Here is a 20,356-nt window from a genome sequence, read left to right as displayed (position 1 = left end):
GAACAGGTGTTTTTTTACGCTTTACAGTCTCCATTTCGTTCCCCCATCAGAGAGTTCACTTCTCCTCCAACCATGATGATAATTGCGGATATATAAAACCACAGCATAAGAATGATTATTCCACCAATACTGCCATATGTGGATGAGTAATTCCCAAAATTTGTTACATAATAGGAGAATCCAAGTGAAACGATAATCCAACCGAGACTTGCAAAAATCGCCCCTGGAACAGCTGTTAGACATTTAATTTTCATGCTTGGAGCTAAGTAATAAATGCCAAGAAAGACCGCGAACAAGATAACAGGGCTGAGCACCCACCGCATGACTTCCCATATATTCAAAAACATTTCTGATTGACCAAAATTAGAAAAGATAAATACTCCAAGTTGTTTACCGAATACTGGAAGTAGCAAGGCTAGAATAAATACAAATATCATAGCTAGCGTTAATAATATTGCCAATCCACGGGCTTTAATAAATGAGCGCTTTTCTTCCACATTATATGCTCTATTTATAGATTTCATAAGCGCATTCATACCGTTAGAAGCGGACCATAAGGTGCCAATTATCCCGATGGAAAGTAACCCCCCACTTCGATTTCCCAATACCTCTTTTAAAGTATTTTCGATCAATGTCAATGTCTCCTGGGGAGCATAGTCTATAATGACATTGAATATATCCTCCTGAGTCAAAGGGGTGTATGGTAATAGTGTGACCATAAAAATTAGGAGAGGGAATAGCGATAGCAGAAAAAAGTATGCCAATTGCGCAGCCATCCCAGGCACATCGTTTTCCGTTATCTTTTTAATAAGTAGCTTCACAAAGTCAATGACTTTTTTTAAACTTTCTAGAATTGTTAACTGTCTTTTCCCCATTTAACCACCTCATACTAATTTAAAAATCCTTTATGATTTTCTATATCCTTTACCACTCTTCCATATTGTAAAACATTTTAGCTATGTCTTTAAGAGGTTGTTCAAAAAGTCACCAATTGATATACAATTTCATCGTTGCTAATTAGTACTTCTACTAAGGAAAAGGTCCTCTATTAAGTAAAAAACTGGAACCTCTGTTAAGATCGCTCACGTCCTGTAAGCAACACAGAGGTCAGCAGCACGTCGGCAAGTACGTCCTGTGAGCAACACAGAAATCTCACATCCTGTGCAAGTCCGATCCTCTTAACCTTCTCGCCTCGAACTTCTTGTTTCTAATTTGGCACCTTTTTGAACACGCACTTTAAGGGGAACTCCATCCTTATGGAAAACATTCATTCTTCTATCACTATCATAGCATCAGATGTCGTGAGATATTCCTATTCCTCTAACACAGCAAGTTATCATTCATCACACAATCGAAAGAAAACGATATTTTTAATAATATCCCCCAAGGAAAAAAGAACAGGTATACTACTTGTCAAATGATTGTTAACTACATTCTTAAACTTCTAAATAGGTATTTTCTTTAATAGATTCTACGCATCGTCCATGATAAACCTTTATATTTTTCAAAAAATTTGACAAACTACGTGAATAATGGAATTATGGGAGATATGATAAAAACTCCGGGGGATGAGATGATTGGATTTAACTACAAACACGCTTGAAAATATTGAATATATGGTCAATCAAATTGTAACAAAATTAAAGATGGTAAATATAGGTGCTATCAAATCTGATAGTTTAAATGAAGAAAAGTATGAGGAACTTCATGAAATTTATGCATTAGTTATGAAAAAAACAAGTTTCAGTCCTAGTGAGATGCAAGCTATTGCGGAAGAACTTGGACAGCTGAGAAAATAAGCAAAGCGCAATTCCAATTCAATATTGGAATTATCATAACAGCCTCCGTTTCTGGGACATGTTTCTGATAATGCCTTTTCTTTTATACGTGCTACTTTTCATCAAAACTTCTAGATTAAAAAATGCCCACCTGTTCTCGATTAGTTTTTACTAATTCGGATAGGTGGGCGCTTTTTTTATCGAGATTCCATCCACTCAGGTTTCGTGAAACCTACAAATTCTTTATCAATTACATCTTCAAATCCTTTAGATTCTACTACTTCTTTCATATCTTTCGCAAACTGGGCATCCACATTTTTCGTGTCAATTACTACACGATTTCTGAAGACATCTTTCATATCTTCGATTGCAATACCTTCGTCAGTATTCATCTTCGCTGCAAACGCAAAGTTTCCTGGAACTGCTGCCATATCTGTGCTTTCTACCGCACGTGGAAGCTGACCTGCTTCAAGTGGCTGGAATTTAATATTTTTGACGTTGTCTTTTATATCTTTCTCGGAAATTGTTAAGTGGCTTACATCGTCCTTAAGAGTAATCAAACCTTCTTGTTCTAAAATCAATAACGCCCTTCCCATATTTGTTGGATCGTTTGGTAAGGCTAATGTTGCACCATCAGTAATCTCATCTAGAGAATTGAATTTATTTGAAAAAATGACCATTGGTGAGGTTGGCACGGTAATTACTTCTGAAAGCTCCAGCTTATTTTGTTCAGCAAATGTTTCCATGTACACTAAATTTTGAAATACATTAGCATCGATTTCACCGGTAGATAATGCGTTATTCGGCTGAATATAATCGCTGAATTCTACTACTTTTACTTTATAGCCTTTCTCTTCAAGACCTGGCTGGATTGCTTTCGTTACCATATCTGTAAATGGCCCTGCTGTCGCTCCAATGGTAATATTTTTCGTATCTTCTTTCGGCCCCGCATTATCTTTTCCGCCGCAAGCAGCAAGAACCCCGACTGCTAAAATAATCGTAAGTGCAATAAACCACTTTTTCATTTGTATATTCCCCCTGATGTTTATCTTTTATTTGCTAACTTGGCCCAACGATCTCCCGCAAATTGGATAATTTGAACCAAAATAACTAAAACAATTACAGTTGTGAACATGATGACTGTATCATAGCGGTAATACCCATAGCGAATAGCTAAATCACCGATTCCACCTCCGCCAAGCGTTCCAGCCATCGCTGAGTATGCAACTAAACTAATCGCTGTGAGCGTCGTACCTTGAATAATACCCGGCTTTGCTTCCGTAATGAGAACATCTTTGATGATCATCCACGGTGTTGCTCCTACAGAAATAGCAGCTTCTATCACGCCCTTATCTATTTCTCGAAGAGCTGTTTCTACAATTCTTGCAAAAAGCGGAATAGCTGCAACAGACAAAGAAACAGACGCAGCGGTAGGACCAATTACCCCGCCTGCAATTAGCTTTGTTAAAGGAATAAGTAAGACAAGCAAAATAATAAACGGAATAGACCTGATTAAATTCACGATAAAGCCTAAAATTGAATTAACAAGCTTTTTTTCTAGCAACATTCCTTGGTCGGTCATAAATAAAAGAATTCCTAAAGGTAGTCCAAAAATAACCGAGACAATAAGTGAAATTGCGACCATGTAAAGCGTTTCAAAGAAAGCTTTATTCAGGTCTGGTAACATTTCAATCATATGCTCAAGCACCATGTGTCACCACCTCTACATTTCCAATTCTTTCTTGTAAATATTGAATAGCATTCACAACTTCATTTTTCTCGCCAATCAATTCCATAATAAAAATCCCTAAAGGTTCTTCTTGGATATACTCAATGTTCCCATGCAAAAAGTTGCCTTTTACTTGGTGACGCTGTAGCATATCTGAAACAACTGTTTCCCCTGCTTTTGAACCTTTGAACTGAATTTTAACGACGGTGCCTGTACATTGCTTGAGCAATTTCTCAGGTATATCCAGTTGAAGAACATCACCAATAAATTGCCTAGTAAGTTCAGTTTCAGGAGTGGCAAAAATATCATATACTTGGCCTTGTTCGATAATTCGTCCATCTTGCATGACAGCCATCCGATCACAAATCTCTTTCACTACCGCCATTTCATGCGTAATTAGCACAATCGTTAAACCTAGTTCTTTGTTTATCTTTTTCAATAAAGCCAATATAGATTTTGTTGTACTTGGATCTAACGCTGAAGTTGCTTCGTCACATAATAATACAGAAGGATTATTCGCAAGTGCCCTAGCAATACCGACACGTTGCTTCTGTCCACCGCTTAATTGCGCTGGGTATACATCCTTCTTGTCAGCAAGACCTACCATTTCAAGCAATTCTTCTGCTCTCTTTTTTTGATCTACTTTTGGATATGTAGCAGCTTTTAAAGCGAAAGTGATGTTTTCAATTATGGTTTTAGAACTAATTAAATAAAAGTGCTGAAAAATCATCCCAATTTTTAATCGTGCTTTACGAAGGTCATTTGACGAAAGCTTTGTTAATTCCAAGCCATCAACCTTAACTAAGCCCGATGTTGGAGTCTCTAGTAAATTCATACAACGGATAAGGGAACTTTTTCCTGCACCTGAATAGCCAACGATCCCGAAAATTTCCCCTTTATCAACAGTTAATGAAACATTGTCAACGCCGGTGACCATTCCTTTGTTTGTTTGATACTGTTTCGTTAAATTGCTTATTGCTATCATGATTCCCACCTCTTTGCTACTTCAAAATAAATATGCCTCTTTCCATTGAAAGAGGCATCGAAAATTAATATTAAGTTTCGACTTATCTCTAAGAATGATATCATTCCTCAGGAATTAGCACCTTTTCCCATAGGTGGTTGCTGGACGTCATTGGGCCTGATCCCTCGGTCTCTCTTGATAAGTAGGAGATATTAAATTTATTATACTTATTATCTAGGAAGACAACTCCCTTGTCAATAATACTTTGGACGGCGGTCAGCAAAAACAGGAATTCGATTGCGGATTCCCTCTATTTCCTGTGGATTAATGTCGCCTATTACAAGCTCTTCCTCATTTCCACCCTCAGCAATTATTTCCCCCCACGGGTCAATAATCATCGAATGACCAGCGAATACATTATTCGGATCTTGCCCTGCTCGATTACAAGCAATGACATAACTTTGATTTTCGATCGCACGTGCCCTTAATAGTATTTGCCAATGGTCTAGTCTTGGTGCTGGCCATTCAGCTACTACGAACAAGACTTTCGCGCCTTCTAAAACTGGTTTACGTAACCATTCTGGAAACCGAATATCATAACATATAAAACCTGCTGCCTCTTCTCCTTCTAAAGTAAAGGTCGGTACGTCATCCCCTGCTTGTAAATGTAAATGTTCATCCATCAGCTGGAACAAGTGAAGCTTACTATATTCATGCACAAGTTGCCCTTCTTTATCAATGACATACATCGTATTTTTCACACCATTATCCGTTTGTTTAGCTACGGAACCTCCTACTATATGAAAGTTATGTTTCTTCGCTTGTTCTTGTAAAAATAAAATGACATCTTCTCCATCATCATGGGCAATTTCATCAAGACGCCCTAAATCATATCCAGTTGTCCATAATTCAGGCAATACAATAACGGTACATTTTTCCTTTGCTGCTTTCTCAAACCATTGTTCTGCAAGCTTAAAGTTTTTCTTTGGTTCTCCAAATGCTATGTCCATTTGGATACAGCCAATTTTCCAATTCATACATAATTCCCCCTTAAAGATTCTGTACTTTACAAACATTATATTTCGTTATAACATTTTAAGCTATAATTGAAAGAGAAATCCTATCATGATTATTGAGGTGCTACATTGAAAAAATTCGATACTTCAGATATTTTAAAACAATTACCAAAACAGTTTTTTGCATCACTCGTCCAAAAAGTGAATCGTACGATTGCTGATGGACATGATGTAATTAATCTTGGACAGGGCAATCCCGATTTACCTACTCCAAACCATATTGTAGATCGATTAAAATTAGCGGGCGACAAGCCAAGCAATCACCGATATCCCGCCTTTCGAGGTAAGCCTGAACTCAAACAGGCGGTGGCTCAATTTTATCAACGTGAATATGGCGTACATTTAGATTCCGAAACAGAAGTAGCTATCTTATTTGGTGGAAAGGCTGGACTCGTCGAATTACCGCAATGTCTTTTAAATCCTGGAGATACAATGCTTGTCCCTGATCCAGGCTATCCGGATTATTGGTCAGGTGCAGCATTAGCGAAAGTCCATATGGAAATGATGCCACTCACTGCCGAAAATCACTTTCTTCCTGATTACGAGAAAATCCCAGCGGATATTATAGAGAAAGCAAAACTATTAATTCTTAATTACCCTAATAACCCAACAGGAGCGACTGCAAACTTTGACTTTTTTGAAAAAACAGTTGATTTCGCTAAAAAAAATGATGTATGTGTTGTTCACGATTTTGCCTATGGTGCTATCGGTTTCGATGAAAAAAAGCCAATTAGCTTTTTACAAACTCCCGGTGCAAAGGATATAGGTATAGAGTTATATACAATGTCAAAAACATATAATATGGCAGGCTGGCGTATTGCCTTTGCTGTTGGAAACCCTTCCGTTATTGAAGCAATTAATCTAATACAAGACCATTTATATGTAAGTATTTTTGGGGCAATCCAAGATGCAGCGATTGAAGCTTTATCCGGTTCGCAAGAAGCTGTAATCCAATTAAATACTACATATGAAAATAGGAGAAATGTTCTTATCTCAAGCTTGCATGAGATTGGTTGGAATGTCCAGTCTCCACCAGGATCTTTTTTCGCTTGGCTAAAAATACCTAATGGATACACTTCTGAGTCATTTGCCAACTTATTACTTGAAAAAGCGCATGTCGCTGTAGCACCGGGATTTGGTTTTGGTGAGCACGGAGAAGGATACGTTAGGGTAGGTCTCCTGACTACTGAAAACCGCCTACGGGAAGCTGTAAAAAGAATAGCAAAACTCGGTATATTTTAAAATTACCTTGCCATCTTAGAAACAAAACACTCTGTCTCGCTTCTAGTTTATTCAATGGCATCTAGGGAAAAAGAGAGCGGCATGCCTGTAGGCAAGATTAGGTAAGGTTCAAAATGACCCTTAGTAATATGACCATTAATAGTATGATGGTCATATTATTACTCATTTCATTTTTTCTTTATGCTCATTCGTATTGTTTGAGTAAAAGTACTCTAAACATGCTTTTAAATTAGAAAAATAATGGAATTAATATGCTAACCTTTTATTCATTTGATAATTAATCAATTTGACTCCGTTTTTTTCAACGGTTTGTGAGCAAATTATTTTGTATCCCCGACGCTCAAAAAACGATTTAGCGGTAATACTCGCTTCTGTATCAATATCTAAAATGTTTAATTTTACTGCTTCTGATTCAAGTTTATCAACTAGGGCTGAAGCTACTCCTTTCCCTTGAAAATCTTTATGAACAAAAAGTCTTTCTAAATGTCCACTAGAGGTTAAATCGCTAAATCCAATGATCTGTTCATTCATCCTTACAACATACGTTATATTTTGAATTAATGAATCTTTCCAAGATGAAACTTTCATATTTTTTTCTTCTAGTGGTGCCCAAACATCTAATTGTACTTGTGAATAATCTTTAGAATTCACCTTATGAACTGTTTCATAGAATAAAGAAACAACCTCTTCGATATCTGACGCTTTATATTTCATCATTTCCATGTATCATATCGTCTCCTTGGCTCATTTTAACTTAGAAACAATTCTGAACAAATGATGAAGATGAGCAACACAAAGGATTGTTCCCCTCTGCATTACTCATCATGATTTGGAATGTATTCAGTAATGTTTGTTATTAATTTAAAAATAAATTTCATTTACAGTGGTGATAGGCCATTCGGCTTTATTTTACTTTAAAGTTTGCTGTCTATTAGATTGATATAACCCTTTCATGACTAGGAGTAATCTTGATACTTCCTTTTCCTTCACATCATTAATACAGGATATTTGCAGCCAGTTTTTTTCTAATAGATAAGAACTTTCATAATGTACGCTAAACCCATTTAGATATAGATTATTGCCAAGTTGCTGTGCGCATTCTCCCTTGGGTGGAACTATTGTCATTATCGTTGGCGCAGTAGAGCCCTTTTGTGCTAAAACAGTAAATCCTACTCCTTCCACACCTTTTCTAATCACATTGAACAGATGACTCATTTGATCATAGACTATCTCAGGACATTCGTATTTCTTTAAAGCTGCCGCTAATGCATGTATTAGATTGGAGGATTGAGTATAAGGTATTCCACCTGATTCTACATATGCGCCTAGATCAAGATAACGTGGGAGGCTACTTGCCTGCTTCACATCTTCTTCATGAAAAACGAAAGAAATACCTGTATAACTCGCTAATGCTTTCCCGCTGACACCTGATGCAAATGCAACACCATTTAAATTAATCGGTAGTGTCCCAATTGAGCTTATACAATCAACAGCGAGCTTACTACCATTATGTTTGCTAATCGTTTTTAATGCCTCTAAATCATTTAAAATACCAGTAGATGTTTCACAGTGTACTAACCAAATCCATCGATATTTCTCTTGCTTTACTTTAATCTCAATCTCATCTTCTATGAATACCGTACCCCATTCTGCTTCTAATGTATCAAATAAAAGCCCAAATCGTTCGGCATGATCAACTAAACGCTTTCCAAATTCCCCATTTACAAGTATTAAACCTTTGCCACCCACTAAGCTTAATTGTCCTGCTACAACGTCATTTGCTAAAGTACCTGTCCCATGTAATACCTGGACAAATTTAGCATCCACTAGTTTTCTTAATTTCATTTGAACATCATGTAACAAAATTTCGTATTCCTTTGACCTATGTGAATGTGGCGTAGTAGATAAAGCAAGTTGTACCTCAGATGAAATTGTTGCAGGCCCTGGAAGAAAATTAATTTGCTCCTTTAAAATTCTTCCAGCTATACCAGCATCAAAGGTGGATTTCGTTAAATACATTGGTTGAAAGGCAGCTTCTTCATTCCCGGTAATAAAAGCAAAATCCTGAAAACCCATTTGTCCATAAAGCTTTTGTTCCCTTGTTGTCCCCGATATTACTGCTGCATCATAGCCTAATTTTAAACAAAAACGAATTAAGGCTTGCGCTATTCCTAAAAATACTCTTCCATTTCGATATTTCTGGTCAACTGCTAACAATCTAATCTCACAAGGATTATCCACTTTAACTGGCAAATGACGTTCTATTTCACCAATTTTCCCATCAAGTGAAAATGGACGGTTACTACGTACACAAATCATACCGATGACCAGTTCTTCTTTCAAACAAATAATATATGTATTCTCCTCATGGAATTTATCTACTAATGTTTGTGTTTCATTTTTTTCATGTTGAGGAATTTCCTCTACAAATGTACGGTAATTCAACTGTTTTATTTGGTCAAATTCCGCAGGTTGATTAGCAATCTTATAGATAAAGCTCATTAGCTGATTTTCCTTTCACTAAAAATTTTCTCAATAATATTTTGCCGATGTGCAAAAAGTACAAGTGCAGAAATAGTACACGCGATTAGTATGGATGACCATTCAAAGGTAAAAGGTATCATAATAACAGGAAAAATAAGTATAGCTGCCATCCCGGCTAATGTAACGCTTTTAAAAATGACATAAAATAAAATGAAGGCGCCTGCAAATGCAGTAAATAAGAGCGGATGAAAAGCGAGCATACCACCAATATACGTAGACATCCCTTTACCACCATGAAAGTGAAGGAAGACCGGAAATATATGCCCAATAATGACTGCTAATAAAATTAATAATTGCCATTCCATTGTAAAACCAAGCCATCTTGCAACCAATACAACAAGTGCTCCTTTCCCTGCATCACCAAAAAAGGTAAAAACGAATGCCCATTTCCCGAATATTCTACCTGCATTACGTGCCCCGGCATTCCCACTACCTTCTTGATAAATATCTTTCCGATATAAGTTTTTGGCAAGTATGTATCCTGTTAAAATATTTCCGAATACGTACGCACCAATGAGTAATAGTATCTCTTTCATAGCACTCCTTAAAACAACACGTATTTGTACATAATATTAACATATTTCAATAATCATTGTTATACAAAAAAACAGCGGTGCCTTTCATAAAGTGGATTAACTAAAAAGGTGGCTTCCCTTTTTTTGAGAGAGAGCCACCGCTTAAATGATATATTTACAAAAGTTTTAATGATTCTCTTATAAATGCTGGTAAATCATCAGGTTTTCGACTAGTCACAAGTTGATTCGAGCAAACAACAACTTCTTCATCTTTGTAATCTGCACCTGCATATTCCATATCTACCTTAATCGAAATATATCCTGTTGCTTGCCTAGCTTCTAATGACTTTGCAGTAATCAGTAGTTGCGGACCATGGCATATAGCAAAAACAGGTTTTCTCTCGTCCATAAATGATTTTGTAAACTTAACAAAACGTTCATCAGCCCTTAGTTGGTCAGGTGAAAAACCGCCTGGAAGAAACAAGGCATCAAAATCTGCTGGTTTGACATCATCAATACCAACATCGATCATCACCTTATCATTACCTTGTTTTCCTATTACCCTGTTCCCGGCTTTTTTTTCAATCGTAACAACAGTATATCCAGCTTCTTTAAAGGCTAGGGCTGGTTCCGTATACTCCGTGTCCTCGAATAAATCTGTAATCAATGTAGCAATCTTCCTTGTCATAACTTTTTCCAACTCCTCCATCTAAATGTCTAGTCCTTTTTATCTTTCCCTATCTATAATTGAGAAAACATAAATTTCACAAATTTGCCATTAGCAGTTCCGTGATTTATTCGTCCTATATTTGTTAATATAAAAAGGACACTAAGAAAGAGTGATATTCATGGGAAATGTTCTTTTAATATATACGAGTAGCACTGGGAATACAGAATTAATGGCTGATATGATGATAGCTGCGCTCCAAAAAGCGAACTTGCACCTTTCTGTTAAGGATGCATTTGATGTAGAGCCTAAAGAACTGCTTCATTATGACGGAATACTTATTGGAACATATACATGGGATGGTGGCGTAATACCAGACGAATTCATGGATTTTTATGAAGAGCTAGACGAATTTGACTTAAAAGGAAAAAAGGCAGCCGTTTTCGGTTCTGGAGACTCTTATTACACATCTACATTTGGTGCCGCCATTCATCTTTTTACAAATAAACTTCATAGTATAGGTGCAGAAATCGTTGTAGATAGCTTATTAGTTGATTTACAACCTGATGATTCAGATATAGAGGCATGCAATAACTTTGCGCGCGATTTTATTAAAGCTATTTTATAAGGACAATCTCCTTGTACATTCTTAAAAGTGGAAAGTTGAAGCTTCGCCTTCAATATGGTAACAATGATACGCCTCACATTGTTAAGATCCATAGTATATGACTCGAAAAACAGCATAATGCCTGACTTTTGCATCTAGAAAGGTCGTGAATGTAATATGGAGGACCTAGCCAATAATAAAAACGTTTCTACAACTTCAGATGCAAATTAGGACAAAAACATAGTAAATAGAAGGATGACGGTCGAGTACTGTCATTTTTTTTGTTATTTCCCAAGAAATAATGGTAAATCAAGTTTTTTTATAGACATATCCATAATTACGCCTTATACTTAGCTAGGTAACTATTTGCGTTAGGAGGAATTTTATGACACAGCATCAGGAACTTTTCCATCAATTATTCCAAACTTCTAGACAGTTATCCAAAAATTTAAATGAACATCTATCTGAACTTGGTATATATAGTTCACAATGGACAATTATTTATTATTTACATCAATACGGCTCCGCAACTCAAGCTGAAATTTGTCAGTATTTAAATGTAGAGGCTCCTACAATGACAAGAACTATTACGAGACTTGTAACAGCAGGCTGGGTGTATAAAAAAGACGGAAAAAATAATCGCGAAAAATTAATAGAGCTAACAGAATCCGCATATACTGCTTACCCTTTATGGGAAAATGCTGTTTCACAATTTGAAAAGACAGCTATGAAGGGTTTCACACAAACGGAGCAAAACGCTTTAAAAGTATGTTTTCAACAGATGTTAAACAATGTGAATATTCAGGAGTGATATACAATTGAAAAAGCAATCTTTGTGGACAAAAAGTTTTATAGGTGTTTCTATGTCGAATTTCTTTTTATTTCTAACCTTCTATTTATTAATGGTGACATTACCAATCTATACGATGGATCAGCTCAATGGAAGTGCAGCTGAAATTGGGCTTGTAGTCACTATATTTCTCATAGGAGCTATCATGGTACGTCCATTTTCTGGTATATGGATTGCACGTATGGGCGAACGAAAAATGATTACAATTGCACTTACTCTCATACTTATCTCCAGTATCTTATATTGTTTCTCCCACACACTTATCACACTACTAATCTTTCGCTTCATTCATGGGATTGGTTTTGGAATGGCGACGACGGCAACTAATACACTCGTTGCTATGTTAATTCCCAACAACCGTCGTGGGGAAGGTATGGGCTATTACGCAACTTTTATGAACCTAGCTATGGTACTTGGTCCCTTTATTGGACTTACATTGGTTCAATATATAAATTTTACAATGATATTCATCATTTGCACGTTCTTTGGACTCTTATCCATTCTCTTCATTACCTTTATCTCTATGAAACAAATAGAGCAACTACCTGCTTCCGAAACTAAAATACGTTTTTCATTCAAGCAACTGATTTATAAAGGAGCACTTCCTATTTCTATCGTTGCAGGTGCGCTAGCTATTGGTTATGCAAGTATACTATCGTTTGTATCCGTTTATGCAGCAGAACTAGATCTTGTATCAGCTGCAAGCTACTTCTTTGTTGTATATGCCGTATTTTTACTAGCATCACGCCCATTTACAGGGAAATGGTTCGATCAATATGGTGAAAATATTATCATATATCCCGCCATTCTTTTATTTGGAATTGGAGTTTTGCTTCTTAGCCAAGCGCAAGGAACCTTTGTCTTTCTTTTATCAGGTGCTTTAATCGGTATCGGCTTTGGAACGATAACTTCTGCATTACAAACAATTGCCATTCGTACAGCTTCTCGACATAATATTGGAATGGCAACGTCTACTTATTTTACATTTTTTGACACCGGAATTGGCCTCGGATCATTTATTCTAGGATTGATTGCTGTAAATATGGGATATGCCAAACTTTACTTTATCTTAGCCTTTTTCATTTTAGGGTGTCTCGGATTATATTATCTGTTGCATGGTCGCTTTCAAAATCTACACGCTGATATTGAAAACAAAAAACAAGAAATTCCCAACACATAAGTCAATCTAGAATTCTGACAAGTTTTAACTAGGTTAATGATAGGGACTATTACACTTATACACAAACGAAGAATTAGAAAAAGGTGACTTAAGAGATCGTCATTTGACGTTCATTTAAGTCACCTTCTTTTTCGTTACTTGTTATATTCATTCATCTGCCTTTGTTCGCGGTAAAACTAATACTTCTACTCGTCGATTTAAGGTCCTACCTTCATCCGTACCATTGTCTCCAATCGGATCAAATTCTCCAAACCCTTTTGCGCTAAATAATCGTGGATCGAGTTCTTCGTTTTCTAGGAGGATTTTCATAAAGTTAACTGCCCTCATTACGCTTAATTCCCAATTGGAATTAAATGCAGCGTTACGAATCGGGATATTATCGGTATGTCCGCTAATAATAATATTTCTTGGTGGATCCATTTCTAGCAATATTGCTAGCTCTCTTGCTGTCTTTTTATCTGCTTCCCTTACTTCAGCACGTCCAGATTGAAATAATACATTATCTCTTATCGTAAGTAGTAACCCCTCACTCGTTAATGCTGTATCAAACTTATTGCTCATGTCATTTTTCTGAATATAGGTATTTACTTTCGCTTGTATGGCTTCCAATTCCTGTCGATCTTCTAATTCAAATATCTCTTTAGAAGCATCTTTCATTTCATCTATTATTTTTTCTGTTTCTAATTCTTTTTCTGTTTCTGTTATTTCTTCAGAATCCATCATTCCACCCTGTGCGTTATCAGGCTGATCCGAGCTGTGATCTTCTTCATTATCTGCAGGTTTTTGAAATTCAAGCGGCCCTGTTCCACCAGTAAAAATACCACTAAACACTTGCGACAGTTGTTGAAACTTTTGGGCATCTACAGAACTTGAAGAAAACAACACAATAAAAAGCGCCAAAAGCAATGTCAATAAATCCGCATAGGGAAGGAGCCACGATTCATCCATATGACTATCTTCCTTTTTTTTTCTTCTACGCTTCGACATCTTGAGCTTCACCACTTTCTTCTGATAATTCTACGCGTTCTGAAGATGGTAAATACGAAGCAAGTTTTTGCTCAATTACACGAGGTGCTTCTCCTTCTAGAATCGATAAAATACCTTCAACCATCATTTCCTTTAAGCGCACTTCTTCTTTTGATTTACGTTTTAATTTATTCGCGAATGGATGCCACCAAACATAACCTGTGAAGATCCCGAGCAAAGTAGCAACGAATGCCGCTGAAATAGCCTTGCCTAATTCTTCCGTATTATCCATGTTTCCTAAAGCAGCAATTAGCCCAATTACCGCTCCTAAAACACCTAAAGTTGGTGCATATGTACCCGCCTGTGAAAAAATTGACGCTCCTGTGGCATGCCTTTCTTCCAGCGCATCAATTTCTTCATTTAAAACATCCCTAATATAATCGGCACTTTGACCATCAACAGCTAGACTAAGGCCATGTCTCATAAACGGCTCGTCTATCTCATCAATTTTACTTTCCAACGCCAATAAACCTTCTTTTCTCGCTAATTGTGCAAGATCCGAAAAATGATAGATTAACTCCCTAGGCTTTAATGTTTGTCGGTCTTTAAAAATAATACCAAAAAGCTTAGGTACTTTTTTAATTTCCGATGTTGGAAAAGCGGTGATGACACTAGCCGCCGTTCCTACTAAAATGATCAAAATTGCAGCAGGGTTAAGTAAGGCAATGATACCAACCCCTTTTAGCACCATTCCTACTCCTATTGCTACTATTCCTAAAATAAATCCAATCAGCGTAGTTTTATCCATTCTTTTCACCCTAAACCTTTATATATGTCTTAAACTATATATCGACAAGTTGAAACAAATTTCAACGATTATTTAGCATCTCAGTAAATTTCACAATAATTTCATTATTTCCATCCAATAATCACTATCATTATGGTTAATAGAATACTATGAAGGCAAGGTTCATCTTGCGAGATCAAAAATAACTGTCTCCCTTATATAAATTTTGTCACAGTGATATAGTCGAGCAATTTTCAAATATTTTAATTTGTTTTCATTACTTCCCTTTCTAATCATACACCCCTATATCCATACGTTTCTTACTTAACAATATACAACACAATAAAGACATGAAATAGTACACCATATGTGTATGTTATTTCATGTCTTCTATATTTGTAAATGAAGATTTACAGCAGCATTCTCGAAATTTTTTATTCTGTATACTGATATTTTTTTTCTAACCTATCCTGCCCTGCTGCTACAATCGTGCAAATTCCCCAGTAAATCAAGGCTACTAAAATATACATGGTCATGAAGTCAAATTCTCTACCGCCAACGATTTTTGCTCGTTGAAATAAATCAGGAACGGTTATCATTGCTGCTAATGATGAGGCTTTAATCAAATCTAGCAATACATTAGAAAGCGGTGGTATTGCTATTCTGGTTGCTTGTGGCAAAATAACCAACCTCATTGTCTGCCAATATGACAATCCGAGAGCAGATGATGCTTCCCATTGGCCTTTATTAACAGAAGCTAGTGCAGAGCGATTTATTTCTGCCATGTATGCTGCGCTATGTAGACTAAAACCGATTAAAGCACAAGTAAGAGCGCCGTATTCAATTCCAACATTAGGAAGACCAAAATATAATAAGAATAAGAATACAAGCATCGGTATTCCTCGCATAAATGATATGTACATCCGTGCAGGCCATCTTAATAAAGCAAACTTTGACATGCGTCCAAGTGCTATAAAAAAGGCAAGTATAAGACCTATCCCCATTCCTGCAAATGATATGAGCAATGTATACCAAATACCTTGAAAAATATATGGGAAGGATTCAATGGCTAGTGGAAGATCGAAAATATGTTGCCATTGGATATCTTTCATCTTTTATTCTCCCTTTTACTCAAAATCCAAATCTTGTTTCACAGACACATCTGCACCAGCATAAAAATTTTTCGATAATGCTGTAATAGTACCATCCTCATGCATTCCTTTTAATGTTTCGTTAATTTTTTCGAGAAGATCATTATTGTCTTTTTTCACAACAATGCCTTGCTCACTTGGACGATAACGAATATCAGGATGGATCGTAATATTTAATTCGGGGAAAGCCGTCAATGCTAGAGTTTGCAAATAATAATCATTTAAGATGATATCTGTTCTACCAATAGAAACATCACTCAAATACTGCTCATTTGTTACATTGTCATAAGTTACTTCTTTTGCACCATAGTCACGAGCAATTTGCATGTATATCGTTGTAGATTCACCAGCTGCTTTTTTCCCTTTTAAGTCTTTTAAAGACTTAATTCCCGATAAATCATCTTTCCTAACAACAGCACTTCCAAATGAATATTTATATGGTTCTGATAATGAAAACTTTTCTTTTCGCTCATTTGTTATAGATATATCATTGGCTACTACATCTACTTTTCCGCTATTAAGTGAAGTGAGCATGCCGTCAATTCCCATCTCTAAAAACGTAATCTTAATATTTAATCGATCTGCCACTTCTTTTAAAATTTCCACATCGTATCCTGTTAATTCATCTGTTCCACTCTCATGATAAGATGTTGGAAATAATGTTCCAGAAGTACCTGCAATGATTTCCCCCTTTTCCTCAATCTTTTCCCAAGCAGTTTTTTTCTGCTTTCCGTTACCTATACTGTTTTCCTCATTTTTTGCTCCACATCCTCCAAGTAAAGCAATGGATAGCAATAAGAGCCCAATAAGTATTATATTTATTTTACTTTTTTTCAACATTCAAATTCCCCTTTCATATTTTCCCTATAAAACCATACATGGCAAATCAAATTATTGCAACTCGAATAAATTATGCAATAATTCACAAAAAGTATAGCTTCTCTCATAATTAGTTTCAATTGCCATTAGACTACGACAAAACAAAAAACGCCCTCTTCACACAGAGAAAGCGTTTTTTAAATTTTTATAAATTAACTGCTTCTGATTCAAACTGAATCGCTGGGCCAAAGAATTCGTAACGAATATTGTTTTTAGAAACTCCTAAACTAGTAAGCATCCCCACCACACTTCTTAAAAATGATACAGGTCCGCATACGTAACATACCGTTTCTTTTGTTATTTTATCAGCTAAAAAAGCTTCGTTTATATAACCTGTAAAATGATGTTGCCCATTAGCATTTTCCGGCTCTTCATATCCATAAAATCCGGAACCATTTGCAAGTTGACTAGTAATTGCAGCTGCTTCATTTGCAAAGGCATGTATGGACTCATTTCTTGCTGAATGAATAAATTTGACAGTTCGGGAGGATCTTTCATTTGCCAAAGTTTCTAACATACTCATCATTGGAGTTAGACCAACACCACCACTGATAAATGCTACCGGATTAGATTCCTCTGTATTCAATACAAAGTCTCCAGCAGGTGCACTAATTTCGATTTTATCACCTATGGATAATTGTTCATGCAAGTATGTGGAAACTTTCCCGTTTGGATTAAATTCCGTCTCTTTTTTTACACTAATTCTGAAAAAATCATTCCCTGGGGCACATGATAAACTATATTGTCTATTCAAAGCGTATTCCTCTCCAGGAATGTAAACTCGAACTGTAATATACTGACCCGCTTTATAAACTGGTACTTGCATTCCATCCAATGGCTTCATATAAAAAGATGTAATAACATCGCTTTCCTGCTGTTTATTAATGATTTCAAAATTTTTAAATCCATCCCAACCATTATCCTGTGTTTCACTAGCTACATACATTTCATTTTCAACATCAATAAACACTTGAGCAATAACACCATAAGCATTCGCCCACGCAGAGATTATATCTTCTGTAGCAGCATCGCCAAGTACTTCTTTTATCGACTCTAGTAAGTTTTCTCCTACTATTGGGTAATGTTCTGGTTTCACACCAAGACCACGATGTTTGTGTGCTACTTGCTTTACTGCTGGCAAAATAGACTCTAAACGATCAATATTTTTTGCTGCTGTATAGACCATATTCGCAAGTGCCGTTTGCTGTCTACCCTGTTTTTGATTTGCATGGTTAAAGATATGAAGTAGCTCTGGGTGAGTTGCGAATAGCTTTTTATAAAATACAGATGTAATCGTTACTCCGTGTACCTCAAGCACAGGTACAGTTGATTTAATAATATCCATTGTTTTTTTTGAGAGTGTCATTATTCATTCTCCTTTTAAACATATATTTATAATACACCTTTAGTTTACAGAGTGTAATACTTCAAAGCAATATTTAAAATACATGTTTATAAAAGCTGTCACAAAGCCGTCTTTAATTGTTCACGATTGGAAAACTAACCAAATTAGTTTCTTTCCAAAATAGATATAGGTATAATGACTTAGAAGTAGGTGATTATATTGAGATTAACTAACTATACCGATTTTTCATTACGTGCATTAATGTATCTTGCGGCTAAAGGTCCCGATGAATTATCAACGATTACTGAAATTTCCGAAGCATATGGGATATCTAAAAATCATTTAACGAAGATCATTCATGAACTTGGTAAATATGGAGTTATCGATACAATTAGAGGTCGAGGCGGAGGAATTCGTTTATCAAAACTTCCTGAAGAGATAAATATCGGCTTATTAGTTAGACAAACGGAAGAAGACTTTAAATTAGTTCCGTGTTTTGGAGATGAGTCGAACGCATGTGTAATCTCACCTGTATGTAGTTTAAAACATGCCCTTCATAGAGCTCTTACGGCTTATTTATCTGTTCTCGACGAATATACGCTAGCAGATCTAGTTGTCTCGCCACAAGATTATCGCCTTCTTTTAGGTCTAGATACAGAAAAATAATCGGCATTATCTCTTTAATTATTTGAATAGTTGCGATACTACAGTTCTTTTCTTTAAGGAACTTTATTAAATAAAAATAAATGTTTTGGAAAAATTGGCATTCACCTAGGAGATTGGTAAAATGAAGGTGAGGATTCTGAATTTAAAGGAGAATGAGAAATGGGCAAATTTCAAGAAAATCTCGATAAATATGCAGAGTTGGCTGTTAAAGTCGGTGTGAATGTTCAAACTGGACAAACACTTGTTGTAAATGCGACCCTTGATAACGCTGAACTCATTAGAATTATTGTCAAGAAAGCATATGAATCTGGCGCAAAAAATGTAATCGTCAATTGGAATGATGATGTCGTATCAAAATTAAAATATGATTTGGCACCGGACGAAGCTTTTCATGAATATCCAACTTGGCGAGCACGTGAATTAGAGGAACTATCTGAAAACGGCGCAGCATTCATGTCTGTTGTCTCTTCTGGTCCTGATTTATTAAAAGGTGTAAATCCAGAAAGGATTGCTAATTTTCAAAAGGCAGCGGGGAAAGCTCTAACTAAATATCGTCAATATATGCAGTCGGACAAAGTAAGCTGGACTGTCATTGCTGCACCGTCCCAAGATTGGGCAGCAAAAGTTTTTCCTAAAGATACACCTGAAGATCAAATTTCCAACCTTTGGAATGCTATTTTTAAAGCTACAAGAACGGATACTGAAAACCCGATTGAAGTATGGAAAAAACATGATAAAACCCTTTATGAAAAGGTCGCATATCTTAACGAAAAGCATTATAAAAAACTACATTACACTGCACCAGGAACTGATTTAACAATAGAATTGCCACAAGCTCATCTATGGGCGGGTGCTGGCAGTGTGAATGAAAAAGGCCACGAATTCATGGCAAATATGCCAACAGAAGAAGTTTTTACAGTTCCACATAAAAATGGAGTAAATGGCTATGTTGCAAGTACTAAACCGTTAAGCTACGGCGGAAATATAATCGATGAATTTACCATTACATTTGAAGAGGGCCGAATTGTCGATGTGAAAGCTAAGGAAGGCGAAGCTATTTTAAAACAGCTAGTCGAAACTGATGAGGGATCGCATTATTTAGGTGAAGTCGCGTTAGTGCCATTCAACTCACCGATCTCACAATCAAATATTTTATTTTATAACACTTTATTTGATGAAAATGCATCAAATCACCTTGCAATAGGTAGTGCATATGCTTTCTGTATAGAAGGCGGTAAACAAATGACTCAGGAAGAATTAGCGAATAATGGACTTAATGAGAGCATCACTCATGTAGATTTCATGATTGGATCTGCAGAAATGGATATTGATGGAATAACAAATTCAGGTGAGGTAGAACCGATCTTCCGCAAAGGTGACTGGGCGTTTTAATTATAAAAGTGGAAGTAG

General features: G+C 36.2%; 21 protein-coding genes and 1 riboswitch. Of the genes, 7 read left to right on the top strand and 14 right to left on the bottom strand.

What is annotated here, in order from left to right:
- Nucleotides 1-14: 14 nt before the first annotated feature.
- Entirely contained in the window at nucleotides 15-875 is an 861-nt protein-coding gene (locus tag MHB53_RS23530) for a YihY/virulence factor BrkB family protein (RefSeq protein ID WP_340923163.1), read from the bottom strand.
- A 702-nt stretch (nucleotides 876-1,577) separates the two neighbouring features.
- Between MHB53_RS23530 and MHB53_RS23525 the strand changes: the two genes are divergently transcribed.
- The gene (locus MHB53_RS23525) at nucleotides 1,578-1,799 is read left to right on the top strand and encodes a DUF1128 domain-containing protein (protein WP_340923161.1); all 222 of its coding nucleotides are present in this window, start codon (nucleotides 1,578-1,580) and stop codon (nucleotides 1,797-1,799) included.
- 176 nt (nucleotides 1,800-1,975) lie between these two features.
- Here MHB53_RS23525 and MHB53_RS23520 read toward each other — a convergent pair whose 3' ends face one another.
- From MHB53_RS23520 to MHB53_RS23505, 4 genes are all read right to left on the bottom strand, one after another.
- Nucleotides 1,976-2,803 (bottom strand): MetQ/NlpA family ABC transporter substrate-binding protein, encoded by an 828-nt coding sequence (locus tag MHB53_RS23520; RefSeq protein WP_340923159.1) that lies wholly within the window; start codon nucleotides 2,801-2,803, stop codon nucleotides 1,976-1,978.
- 20 nt (nucleotides 2,804-2,823) lie between these two features.
- On the bottom strand, nucleotides 2,824-3,489 hold the full coding sequence (locus tag MHB53_RS23515) for a methionine ABC transporter permease (protein WP_340923156.1): 666 nt from the start codon (nucleotides 3,487-3,489) through the stop codon (nucleotides 2,824-2,826).
- Nucleotides 3,479-4,492: a methionine ABC transporter ATP-binding protein gene (locus MHB53_RS23510; protein ID WP_340923154.1), complete on the bottom strand. Its 1,014-nt coding sequence runs from the start codon at nucleotides 4,490-4,492 to the stop codon at nucleotides 3,479-3,481. The genes MHB53_RS23515 and MHB53_RS23510 overlap by 11 nt, the downstream gene beginning before the upstream one ends.
- A gap of 79 nt (nucleotides 4,493-4,571) precedes the next feature.
- Nucleotides 4,572-4,676: riboswitch (SAM riboswitch) on the bottom strand.
- 49 nt (nucleotides 4,677-4,725) lie between these two features.
- Nucleotides 4,726-5,508, bottom strand: coding sequence for a carbon-nitrogen family hydrolase (locus MHB53_RS23505; protein WP_340923152.1), 783 nt, complete (start codon nucleotides 5,506-5,508; stop codon nucleotides 4,726-4,728).
- Nucleotides 5,509-5,616: 108 nt separating this feature from the next.
- On the opposite strand from MHB53_RS23505, the gene MHB53_RS23500 reads away from it, so the two are divergent.
- Nucleotides 5,617-6,789 (top strand): pyridoxal phosphate-dependent aminotransferase, encoded by a 1,173-nt coding sequence (locus tag MHB53_RS23500; protein ID WP_340923150.1) that lies wholly within the window; start codon nucleotides 5,617-5,619, stop codon nucleotides 6,787-6,789.
- A gap of 246 nt (nucleotides 6,790-7,035) precedes the next feature.
- Here the strand turns inward: MHB53_RS23500 and MHB53_RS23495 are convergent, their stop codons facing one another.
- From MHB53_RS23495 to MHB53_RS23480, 4 genes are all read right to left on the bottom strand, one after another.
- Nucleotides 7,036-7,512 (bottom strand): GNAT family N-acetyltransferase, encoded by a 477-nt coding sequence (locus tag MHB53_RS23495; protein ID WP_340923147.1) that lies wholly within the window; start codon nucleotides 7,510-7,512, stop codon nucleotides 7,036-7,038.
- Nucleotides 7,513-7,698: 186 nt separating this feature from the next.
- Entirely contained in the window at nucleotides 7,699-9,291 is a 1,593-nt protein-coding gene (locus tag MHB53_RS23490; RefSeq protein ID WP_340923144.1) for an aminotransferase class V-fold PLP-dependent enzyme, read from the bottom strand.
- On the bottom strand, nucleotides 9,291-9,869 hold the full coding sequence (locus MHB53_RS23485; protein ID WP_340923141.1) for a glycerol-3-phosphate acyltransferase: 579 nt from the start codon (nucleotides 9,867-9,869) through the stop codon (nucleotides 9,291-9,293). The genes MHB53_RS23490 and MHB53_RS23485 overlap by 1 nt, the downstream gene beginning before the upstream one ends.
- A gap of 154 nt (nucleotides 9,870-10,023) precedes the next feature.
- Entirely contained in the window at nucleotides 10,024-10,536 is a 513-nt protein-coding gene (locus MHB53_RS23480; RefSeq protein ID WP_340923138.1) for a type 1 glutamine amidotransferase domain-containing protein, read from the bottom strand.
- 160 nt (nucleotides 10,537-10,696) lie between these two features.
- Here MHB53_RS23480 and MHB53_RS23475 point away from each other — a divergent pair, with 160 nt between their 5' ends.
- The 3 genes from MHB53_RS23475 to MHB53_RS23465 all read left to right on the top strand — a co-directional run bounded on the left by MHB53_RS23475 (nucleotide 10,697) and on the right by MHB53_RS23465 (nucleotide 13,152).
- Nucleotides 10,697-11,143: a flavodoxin gene (locus MHB53_RS23475; RefSeq protein WP_340923135.1), complete on the top strand. Its 447-nt coding sequence runs from the start codon at nucleotides 10,697-10,699 to the stop codon at nucleotides 11,141-11,143.
- Between the two features lie 364 nt (nucleotides 11,144-11,507).
- Entirely contained in the window at nucleotides 11,508-11,933 is a 426-nt protein-coding gene (locus tag MHB53_RS23470; protein ID WP_340923131.1) for a MarR family winged helix-turn-helix transcriptional regulator, read from the top strand.
- Nucleotides 11,934-11,940: 7 nt separating this feature from the next.
- The gene (locus MHB53_RS23465) at nucleotides 11,941-13,152 is read left to right on the top strand and encodes an MFS transporter (RefSeq protein ID WP_340923128.1); all 1,212 of its coding nucleotides are present in this window, start codon (nucleotides 11,941-11,943) and stop codon (nucleotides 13,150-13,152) included.
- Between the two features lie 147 nt (nucleotides 13,153-13,299).
- Here the strand turns inward: MHB53_RS23465 and MHB53_RS23460 are convergent, their stop codons facing one another.
- The 5 genes from MHB53_RS23460 to hmpA form a co-directional block, all read right to left on the bottom strand.
- Nucleotides 13,300-14,139: a flagellar motor protein MotB gene (locus tag MHB53_RS23460; RefSeq protein ID WP_340923125.1), complete on the bottom strand. Its 840-nt coding sequence runs from the start codon at nucleotides 14,137-14,139 to the stop codon at nucleotides 13,300-13,302.
- The gene (motA, locus tag MHB53_RS23455; protein ID WP_340923121.1) at nucleotides 14,126-14,926 is read right to left on the bottom strand and encodes a flagellar motor stator protein MotA; all 801 of its coding nucleotides are present in this window, start codon (nucleotides 14,924-14,926) and stop codon (nucleotides 14,126-14,128) included. Before motA ends, MHB53_RS23460 begins: the two co-directional genes overlap by 14 nt.
- A gap of 413 nt (nucleotides 14,927-15,339) precedes the next feature.
- Complete coding sequence (locus MHB53_RS23450) at nucleotides 15,340-16,017, bottom strand: amino acid ABC transporter permease (RefSeq protein WP_340923118.1); 678 nt, start codon at nucleotides 16,015-16,017, stop codon at nucleotides 15,340-15,342.
- A gap of 15 nt (nucleotides 16,018-16,032) precedes the next feature.
- Entirely contained in the window at nucleotides 16,033-16,896 is an 864-nt protein-coding gene (locus tag MHB53_RS23445) for a transporter substrate-binding domain-containing protein (protein ID WP_340923115.1), read from the bottom strand.
- A gap of 184 nt (nucleotides 16,897-17,080) precedes the next feature.
- Complete coding sequence (hmpA, locus tag MHB53_RS23440; protein ID WP_340923112.1) at nucleotides 17,081-18,301, bottom strand: NO-inducible flavohemoprotein; 1,221 nt, start codon at nucleotides 18,299-18,301, stop codon at nucleotides 17,081-17,083.
- A 198-nt stretch (nucleotides 18,302-18,499) separates the two neighbouring features.
- Here hmpA and MHB53_RS23435 point away from each other — a divergent pair, with 198 nt between their 5' ends.
- Together MHB53_RS23435 and MHB53_RS23430 are read left to right on the top strand one after the other, a co-directional pair.
- Entirely contained in the window at nucleotides 18,500-18,946 is a 447-nt protein-coding gene (locus MHB53_RS23435; RefSeq protein WP_340923110.1) for an Rrf2 family transcriptional regulator, read from the top strand.
- A gap of 159 nt (nucleotides 18,947-19,105) precedes the next feature.
- Nucleotides 19,106-20,338 (top strand): aminopeptidase, encoded by a 1,233-nt coding sequence (locus MHB53_RS23430; RefSeq protein WP_340923107.1) that lies wholly within the window; start codon nucleotides 19,106-19,108, stop codon nucleotides 20,336-20,338.
- The last annotated feature ends 18 nt before the right edge of the window (nucleotides 20,339-20,356 follow it).

Source organism: Bacillus sp. FSL K6-3431 (genome assembly GCF_038002605.1).
In the GTDB taxonomy this organism is placed as follows: domain Bacteria; phylum Bacillota; class Bacilli; order Bacillales; family Bacillaceae_C; genus Lederbergia.
The sequence above is the reverse complement of the archived record's forward strand: the minus strand, read 5'-3'. Positions and strand labels throughout refer to the sequence as shown.

Coding starts and splice junctions, on each gene's coding strand:
- MHB53_RS23445 (WP_340923115.1), bottom strand. CDS start 16,896: ATGTTGAAAAAAAGTAAAATAAATATAATACTTATTGGGCTCTTATTG.
- MHB53_RS23430 (WP_340923107.1), top strand. CDS start 19,106: ATGGGCAAATTTCAAGAAAATCTCGATAAATATGCAGAGTTGGCTGTT.
- MHB53_RS23485 (WP_340923141.1), bottom strand. CDS start 9,869: ATGAAAGAGATACTATTACTCATTGGTGCGTACGTATTCGGAAATATT.
- MHB53_RS23530 (WP_340923163.1), bottom strand. CDS start 875: ATGGGGAAAAGACAGTTAACAATTCTAGAAAGTTTAAAAAAAGTCATT.
- hmpA (WP_340923112.1), bottom strand. CDS start 18,301: ATGACACTCTCAAAAAAAACAATGGATATTATTAAATCAACTGTACCT.
- MHB53_RS23495 (WP_340923147.1), bottom strand. CDS start 7,512: ATGGAAATGATGAAATATAAAGCGTCAGATATCGAAGAGGTTGTTTCT.
- MHB53_RS23480 (WP_340923138.1), bottom strand. CDS start 10,536: ATGACAAGGAAGATTGCTACATTGATTACAGATTTATTCGAGGACACG.
- MHB53_RS23475 (WP_340923135.1), top strand. CDS start 10,697: ATGGGAAATGTTCTTTTAATATATACGAGTAGCACTGGGAATACAGAA.
- MHB53_RS23510 (WP_340923154.1), bottom strand. CDS start 4,492: ATGATAGCAATAAGCAATTTAACGAAACAGTATCAAACAAACAAAGGA.
- MHB53_RS23470 (WP_340923131.1), top strand. CDS start 11,508: ATGACACAGCATCAGGAACTTTTCCATCAATTATTCCAAACTTCTAGA.
- MHB53_RS23460 (WP_340923125.1), bottom strand. CDS start 14,139: ATGTCGAAGCGTAGAAGAAAAAAAAAGGAAGATAGTCATATGGATGAA.
- motA (WP_340923121.1), bottom strand. CDS start 14,926: ATGGATAAAACTACGCTGATTGGATTTATTTTAGGAATAGTAGCAATA.
- MHB53_RS23505 (WP_340923152.1), bottom strand. CDS start 5,508: ATGAATTGGAAAATTGGCTGTATCCAAATGGACATAGCATTTGGAGAA.
- MHB53_RS23450 (WP_340923118.1), bottom strand. CDS start 16,017: ATGAAAGATATCCAATGGCAACATATTTTCGATCTTCCACTAGCCATT.
- MHB53_RS23520 (WP_340923159.1), bottom strand. CDS start 2,803: ATGAAAAAGTGGTTTATTGCACTTACGATTATTTTAGCAGTCGGGGTT.
- MHB53_RS23490 (WP_340923144.1), bottom strand. CDS start 9,291: ATGAGCTTTATCTATAAGATTGCTAATCAACCTGCGGAATTTGACCAA.
- MHB53_RS23515 (WP_340923156.1), bottom strand. CDS start 3,489: ATGGTGCTTGAGCATATGATTGAAATGTTACCAGACCTGAATAAAGCT.